Consider the following 14,801-nt stretch of genomic DNA (forward strand, 5'->3'; position numbering starts at 1 on the left):
CAGACTTTCGCGCCTGCGGCGCTCAAATCGCTCCGCGCGCGTGCCGCGCGACAGTCATCGGACGGCCGGCACCATTCGCACACGGCCTCAGCCCCCCTTCGCGGCGACCAGCTCATCGATGCGCGCCGCCAGGTTCTTCATCACGAAGTACTGTTCGGCGGGCGCCGTGCCGGCATTGACTTCCTGCGTCCAGGCCTCGACCGGCACCTTGATGCCGAAGGCCTTGTCGATGGCGAAGACGATGTCGAGGAAATCCAGGCTGTCGATGCCCAGGTCATTGATGACATGGCTGTCGGGCAGGATCTTGTCGCGCTCGACCTCGCTGTTCTCGGCGATGATGTCGGCGATGCGGTCGAAGGACGAGGCCATGGGTGGCCCTCCGTGGGGAATCCGGGGTGGGGAGAGGGATGGGGGGCGTCTTTGGCGCGAATGGGGGCGGAAGGCAAGATTCGGGGACGCGACCGGGTGGCCGCGGCGCCCCGCCCCTCCCCCCCCGCATGGCTGGATCTGTTGCTGGGCTGCCGGGCCCGCGCGATCTTGCGTGCCGACCCCGGCCGCGCCGATATCATTCCGCATGCCGCACCGGCCAGGGACAGGAGGATGATTGAGCGGCAAGGAACCTGAGCAGGCCGGGAGTCCGGCCGCCCGGCACGGGCCGGCGGAAGCCGCGCGCCATCGGCTGAACCGGGCCTCACGGCCGCGCGCCCCGGCCCTCGGCTTGCTGCTGCCGGTCCTGGCGGTGCCGGCCTCCGTCCTGATGCTTGCCGGCAAGCTGAGCTGGGACGGCGTGATGGCGGATGGCACGACGGAAGTCGTGCGCATGGCCGATGCCGCCGCCGAGACCGCCGACCGCGCCCTGAGCAGCTATGCCATCGCCGCGGCGCGCATCAACGACCGGCTGGCCGAGCTGGCGGCCGCGACGCCGCCCGATGCCGACCGCCGGGCCCACGACCTGCTGGCCGAGCTGGTGGCCGAGTTCAACGCGGCGGTGATCGCCTTCGCGGTGGACGGCGCCGGCACGCCGATCGCCGCCAGCCACCTGTTCCCCGTCCCGACCCGCCCGTCGCTCGCGGATCGCGACTTCTTCCAGGCGCTGCACCGCGACGATGCGCCCGCCGTCCACATCAGCCGGATGTTCACCGGCCGCTTCGATGGGCGGCTGTTCTTCGCGGTCAGCCGCGGCCGCAGGGCCGGGGCGGCGGCGGCCGAACCGGGCCGCTTCGATGGGCTGGTGACCATCTCGGTCGACCCGAACTCGGTCGGCGCCAGCCTGCGCCGGCTGCTGCCCGAGCCCACGGACCGGCTGTTGCTGCTGCGCCAGGATGGCGAGCCGATCGCCAGCAGCCTGCGGCACGACGCACCCCTGGCGGCCGATCCGCGCGATCCGGGCTTCGACGCCCTGGCGCTGCGCGGTGCCGTGTCCGGGCAGTACTGGTCGGTGCCGCGCGGCGACACGCAGGAATGGCTGGTCGCCGTGCGCCGGCTCGATGGCTTCCCGGTCTATGCGCGCGCCAGCCGGCCCTACGCATCCATGCGGTCGCGCTGGCTTTCGGTCTTCGCACCCTACCTGGCCTTCGGCGTGCCCGCCATCGCGGCGCTGCTGGCGCTCAGTCTGCGCGTGCGGTCCGACCAGCAGCGGCTGGTGCAGGCCAATGCCGCGCTGCTGCGCGATGTCGAACGGTCCGCCGAGCGGCTGCGCCGCGCCGAGCGCTTCGCCCTGGTCGGCACCTTCGAGGTCGACCTCAGGAGCGGTGCCAGCCTGCGCTCGCCGGAATACATGGCGGTGCACGGCCTGGCCGCGCGCGGCGCGCGCGAAGTCCATGCCGACTGGGTCCGCCGGCTGCACCCCGATGACCGCGTGGCCGCCGAGGCCACGCTGCTGCGCGCCATCGCCGACGACAGCCCGGCGACCGACTACGCGCAGACCTACCGCACGCTCACGCCGGCAGGCGAGGTCCGCTGGATCGCGGCACGCGGGGAGATCGAGCGCGACGCCAGCGGCCGTGCGGTCACGCTGCGCGGCATCCATGTCGATGTGACATCCCTGCGCTCCACCGAGGTGGCGCTCGCCGAGACCGATGCCCGGCTGGTCCTGGCGCAGGATGCCGCCGGCATCGGCGCATGGGAATGGTCGCCATCGCTCGGCACGGTGTTCCTGGCGCCGCGTGCGCTGGATCTGCTCGGCTTTCCCCCGTCCGGGCCGCCGCCGGGCTGGCGCGAGGTGGTGCGGCGCGTCCTGCCCCAGGATCGCCCTGCCTTGTGGTGCGCGCTGCGCGACGCCCTCGCCACCGGCACGCTGCGGGTGGAGCTGCGCCTGGTGGCGCCCGGCGCGGGTGCCGCGATGCCGTGCTGGCTGATGGTGCGCGCCAGCGCGATCGACCTGCGCGACGGCAAGGGCCCGCGCATCCTGGGCGTCGCCTACGACATCAGCGAGCGCAAGCACGCCGAGACCCGCACGGCCCTGCTGGCGCGCGAGGTCGAGCACCGCGCGCGCAATGCCATGACGCTGGTCGGCGGCCTGGTACGCATGACGACCGCGCCGACCCACGAGGAATTCGTCGAGACCCTGGAAGGCCGCATCGCGTCGCTGGCGCAGACCATCACGCTGCTGGGCCGGTCGCGGTGGTCGGGGGCCACGATCGGCGACCTGGCACGCAGTGAGCTCGCCGCCTACCTGTCGGCGGCCAACGGCGGCAACGCCGTCCGCATCGAGGGGCCGGAGGTGATGCTGGCGGTCGACGCGGCTCAGCACCTGTCGATGGCGTTGCACGAACTGGCGACCAACAGCGCGAAGTATGGCGCGCTGTCCTCACACGAGGGCGTGCTGACGCTGGATTGGCAGGTCGAGGCGGCGAGGGTGACGATGCGCTGGACCGAACGCGGCGGACCGCCGGTGATGGCGCCGCCAGCGCATGAGGGCTTCGGCAGCTTCCTGATCCGCTCGACGGTCGAGCAGCAGCTCGGCGGCAGCCTCGACATGGCGTGGGCGACGGAAGGGCTGCGCTGCACCATCGTCTTTGCGCTGGATGCCGGCTGAAGCGCTCCGCCCGGCGGTCCCCGCAGGGTCCGCCGGGCGGATGCAGGCTCAGCCCCGCTCGGGGTAGGTGAAGGCGGGGCGCGCCTTCAGGCTGTCAACCGTGGCGCCGGGCAGCGTCCAGCGCGAACGGTCGGCGTTCCACTGCAGCTCGGACAGCGGCAGCGCCACGTAGCGTTCGCCGATGCCCAGGAAGCCGCCGACCGACAGCACCGCGATCACCGGGCCACCGGCGGGCGCGACCATCAGGTCATGGACCTCGCCGACGGTGCGGTTTTCCTCGTTGATGATGTTCGCGCCGATCAGGCGGCTGGCGCGCTGCGACTGCGCCGTCGTCATCGGCATCACCGCCGCGCCCTGCGGCGCCGGCACGTTGGCGCGCGGCATCGGGGCCGGGGACATCGGGGTGCCCGCGGCCGGCGGCGTGGTGGTGGACGGCGCGGAAGGCGCGGTCTGCGCCATCGCGATCGCCGGCAGCGTGACGGCGGCGGCGGCCATCGCAAGGGTCCTGAAGGTGGTGCGCATGGTGTCTCTCCGGTTTGTTTGCAGGCAGGAGTGCCGTGCGGGGTCAACCACGCAGCGCCGCCAAGGTTGCCCGGCGCGGATCCTTTTCCCCGGAACCACCGTTCACGATCGCGATGCATCCCGATGCCGCCTGGCGCGTTGCAGCGTGAACGCACGGAGGGTCGACGCATGGCCGCAGAGGATGGCGCGACGACGCCCGCGCTGGATCGCGCACGCCGCTTGGTGGGGGACGACCTGCAGGCGCAGCGCCGCGTCTGGCGCCTGCAACGCCTCGGCTGGGCGGGCATGATCGTGGTCGTCGCGGCATCGGCGGCGGGGCTGTTCGGCGCGGGGGGGCCGCTGGCGGGCGTATCGACGCGCGGCGCCACCGGGCTGGCGGTGGACTACGAGGCCGTGGTGCGGCGGTCGCGCGCCACCACCTGGACCATCGCGCTGCCGCCCGGCGCGGATACGCTGGTGCTGGCCGACCCCGCCACGGACCTGTTCCAGCCCCGCCTGGTGCTGCCGCGGCCGATCGACGAACGGCGCGTCGATGGCGGCCTCGCGATGACCTTCCACCCGGCGGCCGGCGGGCGGCCGAGCGTGCAGCTCAGCCTCACGCCCTCGGCGCCGGGCTGGCACGCGGTGCGGCTGTCCGCCGGCGGATCGTCGACGCTCCTGCACATCGCGACGCTGCCTTAGGAGGACCGCGATGGACACCGTGCTGCGCGCTGCCGCCGTCTACCTGGTGTTGCTGCTGCTGTTCCGCATCGCCGGGCGGCGGTCGCTGTACCAGATCACCACCTTCGACCTGGTCCTGCTGCTGGTGATCGGGGAGGCCACGCAGCCGGCGCTGCTCGGCGACGACCTGTCGGTCACCACCGCGGTGATCGCCATCACCACGCTGCTGACGCTCGACATCGTCTTCTCGCTGGTCAAGCGGGACGTGCCCGTGGCCGACCGGGTGCTCGATGGCCGGCCGACCCTGCTGGTGTTGCGCGGGCAGCCGTTGGATCGCGAGATGCGGATGGCGCGGATCGACCTGGCCGACATCCTGCAGGCCGCGCGCGAACGCCAGGGGATCGTGCGGATCGAGGATATCGGCATGGCGGTGCTCGAGGTCGGCGGGGCGATCTCGGTCATCCCGCGCGGGCATCTCGACGCCGCGATCCGCGCATGAACAAGGCGCACCGCCAGGGCCCTCGCGACCCGGCGCCGCCCGCGCCAGGCTTCACGGCGGCCGGCGCAACGGGAATTCTGTGCCTGGGCGCCACGCCGTGCGAAAGAGGATCGATGAAGCCCTTCGTCGCCCGCCATGCCGCACGGCTGCGGCTGCCGCAGATCACCGGCGCCGCCCAGCGGTTGCGCGACTTCGTGCTCGACCTGCGGGCGATCGGCGGCAATGCCGCCGCCGCCGCCGATCCGCACCCGCCGCACCCGTCCGACCTGCGTGTCGCGTCGTGGAACCTGCACAAATGCGTCGGCGCCGATGGCCGCTTCGACCCCCATCGCTCGGCCACGGTGATCGCGGAGCTCGGCGCCGACATCCTGGCCCTGCAGGAGGTCGACAAGCGGTTCGGCCGCCGCGACGGGCTGCTCGACCTCGCTGCCGTGCGGCGCCATGCGGGGCTGAAGCTGGTGCCGGTCTCGGACGCGCCGGCCGGCCATGGCTGGCACGGCAATGCGCTGCTGCTGCGCGAGGACCTGGCGGCGCGCGTCCAGCGCATCCGCCTGCCCGGGGCCGAACCGCGCGGCGCGCTGGTCGCCGAGATCGACCTGCCGCAGGGCCCGCTGCGCGTGATCGCGGCGCATTTCGGCCTGCTGCGGCGCTGCCGCACGCGCCAGGGCCACGCCATCCTGCGGACGCTGGCGGACGGCACCGAGATGCCCACGATCCTGCTCGGCGACCTCAATGAATGGAACCACGGGCCGCGTTCGTCGCTGCGCGTGCTGGAGCCGGTGTTCGGCCCCGCCACGCCCGCGCCGGCGAGCTTCCCGGCGGCCGTGCCGGTGCTCGCGCTCGACCGCATCCTCGGCCAGCCGGAAGGGCTGGTCACCGAGGTCCGTGCCTATGCCAGCCCGCTGGCGCGCGTCGCCTCGGACCACCTGCCGCTGGTCGGCCGGCTGCGGCTGCATGCGGTGGCCAACCGCGTCGCCACCGGATGAGCACGGGGCTGGAACGCCCACGCGCGCGCAGCCCGGGTCCGGTACGACCCGACGGGTTGGCGCAGGATGTCGCGGCCGCGCTCGACCGCCGCGGCGCGAATGCGGCGCAGGACGACCTGGTCGCGCTGGTGGCCGATGGCGCCACCGCCTTCCTGGCCCGCGCGGCGAGCGCACGGCGCGCCACCCGCAGCCTGGACCTGCAGTACTACATGTGGCGCAGCGACGTGACCGGGCGGCTGCTCGCGCGCGAGGTGCTGGCGGCCGCCGACCGTGGCGTGGTCGTGCGGCTGCTGCTGGACGACGTGTATGCGCCGGGGCGCGAGCGCACCCTGGCGGCGCTGGACGAGCACCCACGCATCGCGGTGCGGCTGTTCAACGGCACGCGCTGGCGGCGCTTCGGCGCGCTCGGCTTCCCGCTCGAACTGGCGTTCGGCGGCTGGCATCTGAACCGGCGGATGCACAACAAGTCCTGGATCGCCGATGGGTGCCTGGCGGTGGTGGGCGGGCGCAATGTCGGCGACGAGTATTTCGACCTCAGCGCCGAGGACCTCATCACCTTCCGCGACCTCGACCTGGTGATCGCGGGCGAGGCGGCGGCGCAGGCGCGGTCCGTGTTCGAAGCCTATTGGGCCAGCCCGCTGGCACGGCCGGCGGCCAGCACCGCCGCGACGGCGGCGCGGTCGGGCGGGCTGCGCGCGCTGCGGCCGGTCCTGGCGGCCGCAGCGCAGGCCCCGCAGGCGCAGGTGCTGCTCGCCGCGCTGCAGGACAACCCGCTGGACCATGTGCGCGACGACCTGGTGCGCGTGCCACGGCGGGCCGTGCAGATCGTCGCGGATCGGCCGGAGAAGGCGCGCCGCGGCCTGGGCGCGCGCAAGCGGGCGCGCGCGGCCGGCGGCATCGCGGCCGAGATCGCCGACGTGCTGCGCCTCGCACGGCACGAGGTGCTGCTGATCTCGCCCTACCTCGTGCCGGGGCGGGCGGGCCTCAGGCTGCTGCGCGAATTGCGCGGGCGCGGCGTGCGGATCAGCGCGGTCACCAATTCCCTGCTCGCGACCGACGTGGTCGCGGTGCATGGCGGCTATGCCAAGTATCGCCGCGCGATGCTGCGCATGGGCATCGACCTGCATGAACTGAAGCCGGGCACCGAGGATGAGCGCGCGAGCCTGCTGGGGTCGCGCGGCGCCGCGCTGCACACCAAGGCGGTGGCGGTGGATGGCGCGGTCGCCTTCGTGGGGTCGTTCAACCTCGACCCCCGTTCGGCGGCGCTCAACACCGAGATGGGCGCCTTCATCCGCCACCCCCGCCTGGCGAGCGCGGTCGCTGACGAACACGCCCGCCTGACCGACCCGGCGGTGAGCTGGCGCGTGGTGCTGGACAATGACGTGATGCGCTGGTGCGACATGGGTGCGGACGGGCCACGCCAGGTCGCGCAGGAGCCGCCGGCATCCTGGACGCGCCGCATCCTGGCCTGGCTGGTGCGCCGGCTGCCGGTCGAGGAACAGCTCTGACGCGCGCCGCGCCGCCGGGCGCCGGAGGGCATCGCCATCGCCCCGCGATGCCCGGGTCGGTCTGGCTGCGCGCGGCCTTCGCGCACGGCATGTCGTGCTGAGGCAGGCCGCGCGGCAGCCGCCACGGCCCATCGTGAAGCGTCAGCCGCGCCCGCCGGGAGCAGCCGGCACGCCATCGCGCGGGACGGACGCCAGGACGGCGCTATCGGCGCTGGCGCGCCCTGGGTGCGGCACGCGGAACCCCACGCGCCGCGCCGCCGTCAGGCCGCTTCGCCAGGCATCATCGCGGTGAACCACGACCCGCCATCGTCGCGATAGACAACCCACCAGGGCTCGCCCTGCTGCCTGGGCTCGATCGCAAAACGCGCGAAGCGCCAGCCATGGGGGGTCTTCACCTTCACGGGCATGGCCAGGATGCGGAACATCGGCGTCTCCTCGGGCAGCGGGTCGGTCTGCGCGGGCAACGCCGGCGGTGGCCTCGGGTTGCGCCGCCACCGCATCACGGCTTCGCGCGCGGCCCGGCGCGCCGTGCGCCGCAACCGCGGCAGCGCCGCGGCGTTGCGACCTCCAGCCGGCCCGCCCAGGGCCACGACCGGAGCACAGGAACATGCCACCGACCCCACACTGGTCCCGCCACCATGCAACCGCGCCGCGGCGCGGATCGTGAGTGTCGCCATGGACCGGCGTGACTTCATCCTTGGCATGATCGGCAGCGGCGCAGCGATGGCGATGCCTGCTGGCAGCCCCACCACCGGTTCGGGCGCGCGCCAGGCCATGGCGCCATCGGACGTCAGCGTGGCGTTCGGCGAGACCACGGTGGCGGAGATCGCCGCGGCCCTCGCAGCGCAACCGCATCGCCCGGCGCGCGCGGCGCTGCCGCAGCCGCTCGCGGACCTCGACTATGATGGCTATCGCCGCATCCGCTTCGACGCAACGCAGGCGCTGTGGGCCGATACCGACCTGCCGTTCCGCCTGCTGCCGCATCACCGCGGCTTCCTGTTCCGCGACCGCGTGGACCTGTTCGAGGTGGCCGAGGGCCGCGCGACGGCGCTGCGCTACGATCCCGCCCAGTTCGACTTCGACGGCATGGCCGCGCCCGACGCGGCGGCCGAGCTCGGCTTCGCGGGCTTCCGGGTGACCGGGGCGCTCAACCGGCCGGATCACTTCGACGAGATCTGCACCTTCCTCGGCGCCAGCTATTTCCGCGCCCTTGGCCGCGGCCAGGTCTATGGCATCTCGGCGCGCGGGCTGGCGGTCCGCACCGCCGACCCGGCGGGCGAGGAATTCCCCGCCTTCACCGCCTTCTGGATCGAACGCCCCGCCGCCGGCGCCACCAGCTTCACCATCCACGCGCTGCTCGAGAGCGCGAGCCTGACCGGCGCCTGGCGCCTGGTGGTGCAGCCTGGCGAAACCACGGTGATGGACGTGACGGCCCAGCTTTTCGCGCGCCGCGCCGTGCCGCGGATCGGGATCGCGCCCGGCACCAGCATGTACTTCTTCGGCCCCGGCGACCGCGCCGGCATCAGCGACTACCGCCCCGGCGTGCATGACTCCGACGGCCTGCTGATGGTGACCGGGCGCGGCGAGCAGATCTGGCGGCCGCTGCGCAACCCACGCGAACTGCAGGTCAGCGGCTTCCAGGACAGCACGCCGCGCGGCTTCGGCCTGCTCCAGCGCAGCCGCGACTTCGCGGCCTTCCAGGACCTCGAAGCCGCGTATCATCGCCGGCCGCATCTGTGGGTCGAACCGCTCGAGGATTGGGGGCCCGGCGAGATCCAGCTGGTCGAGATCCCGTCGCGTGACGAGATCCACGACAACATCGTCGCGGCCTGGTGCCCGCGCGGCGGGGTGCGGCCGGGCACGCCCGCCACGCTGCGTTACCGCCTGCACTGGTCGTCGCGCGAGCCCGCCGATGGCCGCCTGCTGCGCTTCGCCGCAACGCGCACCGGCACCGCCCAGGACCCGCGCGGCCGCCTGTTCGTGCTGGACACCTCGCCCACCGGCGGGGCGGCCGCGCCGCTGCCTGAGATCGCGATCGAGGCGAGCGCCGGCACCACGCGCCATGCCGTGGTCCAACCCAATCCCGAGACCGGCGGGCTGCGCGCGACCTTCGAACTGGTGCCCGGCACGGCGCGCGTCGCCGAACTCCGGGTGCGCCTGATGCGCCTGGGCGTACCGGTCTCCGAGAGCTGGGCCTACCGATGGACGGCATGACCGCAGCCGCGGCGGCGGACGAGATCCTGCCGGCCGAGGCGCCCCTTGCGATGCCGGTGCAGGACCTGCGGCAGCACGCCGAACCTGCGCCCGGCCGCTTCGGCTGGCGCATGGCGCTGCGGCGCGCGCTGGTACTGGGCGGGGCGGGCATCATCACCGGCTTCGCCAGCGCCGAGATGTCGCTCGTGCTCGGCCTGGCGCGCTGGACGGTGACCGGCGCGGCCCTGACCCTGCTCTATGCGGTGCTGCTGTTCTGGATCGCGCTGGCCTTCACCACCGCGCTGGCGGGCGCGGCGGCGATGCTGCGCGCGCACCGCGTGGTGCACGTGGCCCCCACCCCCGCCAGCCGCACCGCGCTGCTGATGCCGGTCTGCCACGAACACGTACCCGCTTTGCGCGCCACGCTGGTGGCGATGCGCGCCGGCCTGCTGCAGGCGGGTGTCGAGGACGATTTCGACATCTTCCTGCTGAGCGATTCCCGCGTGCCCGAGACGGTCGCGCAGGAACGCGCCCTGGTGCGCGACTTGCGCGCCACGCCCGGCCCGCCGGTGTGGTACCGCCGGCGCACCGACAATGAAGGCCGCAAGGCCGGCAATGTCGCCGAATGGATGCGCCGCTTCGGCGCGGCCTATGGCCAGTTCCTGGTGCTCGACGCCGACAGCGTGATGGAGGCGGATACGCTCGTCACGCTGGTCGCGATGATGGAGCGCGACCCGCGCGCCGGCCTGCTGCAGACGCTGCCGGTGCTGGAGGGCGGTCAGACCCCCTTCGCGCAGCTCCAGCAATTCGCCAGCGCGGTCCACGGGCCGGTGCTGGCGCATGGCCTGGCCTGGTGGCATGGCCGCGAGAGCAACTACTGGGGCCACAACGCGCTGATCCGCACGGTGGCCTTCGCGCAGGCGGCAGGACTGCCCGTGCTGCCCGGCCGCCGCCCCTTCGGCGGCGAGATCCTGAGCCATGATTTCGTCGAAGCCGCGCTGCTGCGCCGCGCCGGCTGGTCGGTGCAGATGGTGCCGGGCCTGGGCGGCAGCCACGAACGCGGCCCACCCACCCTGGCGGAGATGGCGCAACGCGACCGGCGCTGGTTCCAGGGCAACCTGCAGCATGCCGCGGTGATCGGCGCGCGCGGCCTGCACCCGATGGGGCGGCTGCACATGGCCTCGGGCATCGCGGCCTATGCCAGCGCGCCGTTGTGGCTGGGCTTCCTGGTGCTGGGCCTGGTGGCCACGGCGCAGGCGCGCCTGCTGCGCCCCGAATACTTCCCCGACACGCATGCGCTGTTCCCGCAATGGCCAGTGTTCGATGGCGAGCGCGCGGTGTGGGTGCTGGCGGGCACGATGCTGCTGCTGCTGGCGCCGAAGGTCATCGGGCTGCTGCTGTCGATGCTGCGGCCGGATCGCGCGCTTGGGCTGCTCGGCGCGCTGCGGCTGGTGGGCGGCGCAGTGCTGGAGATCCTCGTCTCCATGCTGCTGTCGCCGATCACCATGCTGACGCAATCGCTGCAATGGATCGGCGTGCTGCGCGGCGTCGATGGCGGCTGGGCGGCGCAGCGCCGCGACGGCGGCGGCGCGCGGCTGCGCGATGCGATCCGCGCCACGCGGGCGCAGGTCGTGCTGGGCCTGACGCTTACGGCGGCGGCCTTGTCGATCGACCCGATGCTGTGCCTGTGGATGTGGCCGGTGCTGGCCGGGCTGGTGCTGGCGCCGCTGGTGGTCGCCGCGACGTCCAGCCTGCGCCTGGGCGACTGGCTGCGCGCGTCGCGCCTGTTCGAGACCACCACCGATGTCGCGCCGGGCCCGGTGCTCCGCCAGGCGCGGCACGAGGCGCTGCAGGCGCCCGCCGCGCCCTGCGTGACGTGCCCGCCGATGCGCGCGCGATCGCCCGCCATGACGTGAGCGGCCACGCCCGCGCGACCGGCGCCCCACCACCCGGCGTGCAGCGCGCCACGCGCAGCGCAGGTCCCTCGGCGGTGCCGCACCCGCGGCAGCCCTATCGCGCGCGCGTCCGCGGCGTATGATCGCGCCGGGCGGGGGCCATGCAGCAGGGGGATCGTGCCGTGCGGGGGATGCGCATCCTCCTGTGGTATTGGGGGCGACGTGGCGGCGGGGCGCATTTCTCGCTGTGCCTGGCGCGAGCGCTCGCCCAGCGATCCGCCGGCATGGCGCTGTCGGTCTCGCGCCAGGGCGACCTGATCGATGCCTTCCGCGCCCTGCCGGTGCCGCGGCAGGAGGTCGACACCTATGTCGACCTGCTCGGCTTCGCCACCGGTTTCCTGCGCGTGCGGTCCCTCACCCGCGGCCTCGTCGCCTTCGCGCACGAACAGAAGGTCGATGTCGTGGTCTCCGCCATGGCGCATCTCTGGACGCCGCTGGTGGCCCCGGCGCTGGCGCGCGCGGGCATCGCCTATGTCCCGGTGGTGCATGACAGCGTGCAGCACCCCGGTGACGGCGACACCTTCTGGGAATGGCGCCTGCGACGCGAACTTGGTGCCACCCGCGCCGCCGTGGCGCTGAGCGATTGCGTCGCGGCCGCCATCGCGGCGCGGCGGCCGGGGCTGCCTGTCATCCGGCTGCCGCTCGGCGCGCTGGCGCCGAGCGGGATCGCCGGCGCGATCGGCACGGCCAAGACCTCGGACGTGCTCTTCTTCGGGCGCATCCGCGCCTACAAGGGCCTCGACCTGCTGCGCGATGCCTGGCGGCTGGTGGTGGCGGCGCATCCCGGCGCCACGCTGCGCGTGGTCGGCCAGGGCGACATCGCGCGCGCCGCGCCGGGCCTTGGCGACCTGCCCGGCGTGACGCTGGAACCCCGCTGGGTCGCCGACGAGGAGATGGCCCCGCTGCTCGCCTCGGCCCGCGCGGTGGTGTTCCCCTATCGCCAGGCGAGCCAGTCGGGGATCGTGCCGCTGGCGCTCAGCCTCGGCGTGCCGGCTGTCGCGACCGCGGTGGGCGGGCTGGTGGAGCAGGTGCGCGACGGCGTCTCCGGCCTGGTGGTCCCGCCGGACGCCGCGGCACTGGCCGCCGGCCTGCTGCGCATCCTGGACCCCGCGACGCGCGCGCGCCTCGCGGCCGGCGCCAGCGCGGAAGGGGCGCGCCTGGCGGATTGGAATTCGCCGGCCACGGCGTTGCAGGATGCGCTGGACCGGCTGCTGGGCACGGCCGCGGCACCCGCCCGTCCATGACGCCGCGCCCGGCGGCCGCGCCCGGCCCGCGCGTGCACGGCCCGCTGCATCGCATGTGGCGCCTGTTGCCACCGCGCCTGCGGCGCGAGGCGCTGTTCACGGCGATGGAATGGCTCGCGCCGCGCCCCGACGCCGCCGCGCCGCCGGCCTGCCGGCCGATCACCGTGGCAGGGTATTTCCGCGCCCCGAGCGGCCTGGGCGAGGGCGCCCGGCGCCTGGCGGACATGCTGGAGGCCGCCGGCGCGCCGGTGCATCGCGCCGACCTCACGGCCGCGCTGCGCCAGGGCCCGCCCGGCCCCGCGCCGGATGCGCCGGCCGGCCCCGGCACGCTGATCGCGCATGTGAATGGACCGATGCTGCCCTGGGCGCTGCGCGCGCTCGGCCGCGACGCGGTGCGCGGCAAGCGCGTGCTGGCCTTCTGGAACTGGGAACTGCCGCGCCTGCCGGCGGACTGGACCCGCGGCTACCGCTTCGCGCACGGCATCCTGGCCTCCACCAGCTTCGTCGCCGCGGCGGTGCGCCGGCCCGGCGGCCCGCCGGTCGAGGTCGTGCACTACCCCGTGCCGGACCCCGACCCCGCGCCCATGACCCGCGCCGCGATCGGCCTGCCGGAGGACGCGATGGTGTTCCTGTCGGTGTTCGATGCGGCGTCGTCGGTGGAACGCAAGAACCCGATCGGCGCCATCCGCGCGCATCGCGCCGCTTTCGGCGACCGGGCGGACCGCGTCCTGCTGCTCAAGACCTACAATACCGGCATGGGCGGCGCGGCCTGGCGGCAGGTGGTGGCGGCCTGCGACGGCGCGCCGAACATCCGCATCATCGACACCGAGATGACCCGCCGCGAGGTCTGGGGCCTGATGCGCCTGTGCGATGCCTTCGTCTCGCTGCACCGCGCGGAAGGGGTCGGGCTGTCGCTGCTGGAGGCGATGCGCCTGCGCCGCCCGGTGATCGCGACCGGCTGGTCCGGCAACATGGATTTCATGGACGCCGACAGCGCCCTGCTGGTCGGCTGCCGCATGGTGCCGGCACGCGATGACCGCGGCACCTACGGCGCGGCGCATGCCGACTGGGCGGAACCCGACGCCGCCGAGGCGATCGCCGCGCTGCGCCGCCTGGCGGAGGACGCCGCGCTGCGCGACCGCCTGGCGGCGGCGGGGCTGCGGCGCGCGCAGGGCCTTGGCATGGCGGCCTGCGGGGCGGCGGCGTTGCGCGCGATCGGGCTTGCCGCCGCGGTCACGCGATGCCCGGCGCCGTCGCCTCCAGCCGCGCCATGATCGCGGCCGCCGTCGCCGACCACGACGGCGCGCGGAAGCCTGCCGCGATGCGCGCCGACAGCGCGGTCACCTCGTCAGGATGCTCGAGCAGCCGGCGCAACACGGCAGTCGCGCCGGTCACGTCGTCGGGGTCGATCGGCACGGCGAAGCCACCGGCCGCCTCCGCGATCGCGCCCTGGCCGGTGGCGACGCAGGGGCGCCCCAACGCCAGGCTTTCCGCCACCGGCAGGCCCCAGCCCTCGACATGCGACGGGAACAGCGTGAAGCGGCAGCCGCGATAGAGCGCGGCGAGCGTCGCATCGTCGGGTTCGCGCACCCAGCGGATCATGCCCCCCAGCCAGCCGCAATTGCGCAGCGCCTGGAGCAGGTCGGCCACCATCCAGCCCTCCCGCCCCGCGAAGACCAGCGGCGGCACGGACCCCACCGGCAGCTCCGCCAGCAGGCGCCGCCAGGCGCGCAGCGCCAGCCAGTGGTTCTTGCGCGCCTCCAGCGTGCCGACCATCAGCACATAGCCGCCATCGCGCAGCCCCGCCGGCAGCGCCGCCGGCGCGGGCAGCGGCTGCAGGCCGACCGGCACGATGCAGGGCGCGCCGCGCAGCGCCAGGCCCTCGTGCGCCGCCCAGGCCGCGACGGCGGCGGCGGTCGCCTGCGAATTGGCGAAGACCAGGTCGGCCGCCGGCAAGGCCGCGCGCATGTGCGCCGCGAAGGCGGCGATCTGCGCGCGGTCGCAGAATTCGGGCCGCTGCACCGGGATCATGTCGTGCACCAGGATGGCGATGCGCGCCCCGGTCGCCGCCGCGGCCGCCGCCATCCGCGCCGGCTGGCCCGGTTCGGACCAGGGCGACCCGAAGGCGGCCAGCACGTCGCCGGGCCGCGCCAGGCGGCGCAGGTCGGCGCCCGCCGCCGGCCGCGCGCGCCACAGC

Annotated in this window: 13 protein-coding genes; 9 read left to right on the top strand and 4 right to left on the bottom strand. The window is 74.4% G+C overall.

Annotated features, from left to right (window positions below; all coding sequences use genetic code 11):
• Positions 1-87 precede the first annotated feature (87 nt).
• Positions 88-369, bottom strand: a complete 282-nt coding sequence (locus LQ222_RS09380; RefSeq protein ID WP_188965576.1) for an acyl carrier protein — start codon at positions 367-369, stop codon at positions 88-90.
• A 349-nt stretch (positions 370-718) separates the two neighbouring features.
• Here LQ222_RS09380 and LQ222_RS09385 point away from each other — a divergent pair, with 349 nt between their 5' ends.
• On the top strand, positions 719-3,037 hold the full coding sequence (locus LQ222_RS09385) for a PAS domain-containing protein (protein WP_230166008.1): 2,319 nt from the start codon (positions 719-721) through the stop codon (positions 3,035-3,037).
• Between the two features lie 48 nt (positions 3,038-3,085).
• Here LQ222_RS09385 and LQ222_RS09390 read toward each other — a convergent pair whose 3' ends face one another.
• Complete coding sequence (locus LQ222_RS09390; RefSeq protein WP_230166009.1) at positions 3,086-3,559, bottom strand: PRC-barrel domain-containing protein; 474 nt, start codon at positions 3,557-3,559, stop codon at positions 3,086-3,088.
• 168 nt (positions 3,560-3,727) lie between these two features.
• Here LQ222_RS09390 and LQ222_RS09395 point away from each other — a divergent pair, with 168 nt between their 5' ends.
• From LQ222_RS09395 to LQ222_RS09410, 4 genes are all read left to right on the top strand, one after another.
• Entirely contained in the window at positions 3,728-4,240 is a 513-nt protein-coding gene (locus LQ222_RS09395; protein ID WP_230166010.1) for a hypothetical protein, read from the top strand.
• Positions 4,241-4,250: 10 nt separating this feature from the next.
• Positions 4,251-4,718: a DUF421 domain-containing protein gene (locus tag LQ222_RS09400; RefSeq protein ID WP_230166011.1), complete on the top strand. Its 468-nt coding sequence runs from the start codon at positions 4,251-4,253 to the stop codon at positions 4,716-4,718.
• A 113-nt stretch (positions 4,719-4,831) separates the two neighbouring features.
• On the top strand, positions 4,832-5,704 hold the full coding sequence (locus LQ222_RS09405) for an endonuclease/exonuclease/phosphatase family protein (RefSeq protein ID WP_230166012.1): 873 nt from the start codon (positions 4,832-4,834) through the stop codon (positions 5,702-5,704).
• The gene (locus tag LQ222_RS09410; protein WP_230166013.1) at positions 5,701-7,212 is read left to right on the top strand and encodes a phospholipase D family protein; all 1,512 of its coding nucleotides are present in this window, start codon (positions 5,701-5,703) and stop codon (positions 7,210-7,212) included. Before LQ222_RS09405 ends, LQ222_RS09410 begins: the two co-directional genes overlap by 4 nt.
• A 260-nt stretch (positions 7,213-7,472) precedes the next feature.
• On the opposite strand, the gene LQ222_RS09415 is transcribed toward LQ222_RS09410, so the two are convergent.
• Positions 7,473-7,676 carry a hypothetical protein gene (locus LQ222_RS09415; RefSeq protein ID WP_230166014.1) on the bottom strand — a complete coding sequence of 68 codons (204 nt, stop codon included), beginning with the start codon at positions 7,674-7,676 and terminating at the stop codon, positions 7,473-7,475.
• A 211-nt stretch (positions 7,677-7,887) separates the two neighbouring features.
• Here LQ222_RS09415 and LQ222_RS09420 point away from each other — a divergent pair, with 211 nt between their 5' ends.
• From LQ222_RS09420 to LQ222_RS09435, 4 genes are all read left to right on the top strand, one after another.
• On the top strand, positions 7,888-9,426 hold the full coding sequence (locus tag LQ222_RS09420) for a glucan biosynthesis protein (protein ID WP_230166015.1): 1,539 nt from the start codon (positions 7,888-7,890) through the stop codon (positions 9,424-9,426).
• Positions 9,423-11,321: a glucans biosynthesis glucosyltransferase MdoH gene (gene mdoH, locus LQ222_RS09425; protein WP_230166016.1), complete on the top strand. Its 1,899-nt coding sequence runs from the start codon at positions 9,423-9,425 to the stop codon at positions 11,319-11,321. The genes LQ222_RS09420 and mdoH overlap by 4 nt, the downstream gene beginning before the upstream one ends.
• A 170-nt stretch (positions 11,322-11,491) precedes the next feature.
• On the top strand, positions 11,492-12,604 hold the full coding sequence (locus LQ222_RS09430) for a glycosyltransferase family 4 protein (RefSeq protein ID WP_230166017.1): 1,113 nt from the start codon (positions 11,492-11,494) through the stop codon (positions 12,602-12,604).
• Positions 12,601-13,878: a glycosyltransferase family 4 protein gene (locus LQ222_RS09435; protein WP_230166018.1), complete on the top strand. Its 1,278-nt coding sequence runs from the start codon at positions 12,601-12,603 to the stop codon at positions 13,876-13,878. The genes LQ222_RS09430 and LQ222_RS09435 overlap by 4 nt, the downstream gene beginning before the upstream one ends.
• Here the strand turns inward: LQ222_RS09435 and LQ222_RS09440 are convergent.
• Positions 13,838-14,801, bottom strand: a 964-nt coding sequence (locus LQ222_RS09440) for a glycosyltransferase (protein ID WP_230166019.1), incomplete at its 5' end; no start/stop codon positions are given. The genes LQ222_RS09435 and LQ222_RS09440 overlap by 41 nt on opposite strands.

The organism is Roseomonas sp. CECT 9278 (genome assembly GCF_918698155.1).
Lineage (GTDB): Bacteria > Pseudomonadota > Alphaproteobacteria > Acetobacterales > Acetobacteraceae > Neoroseomonas.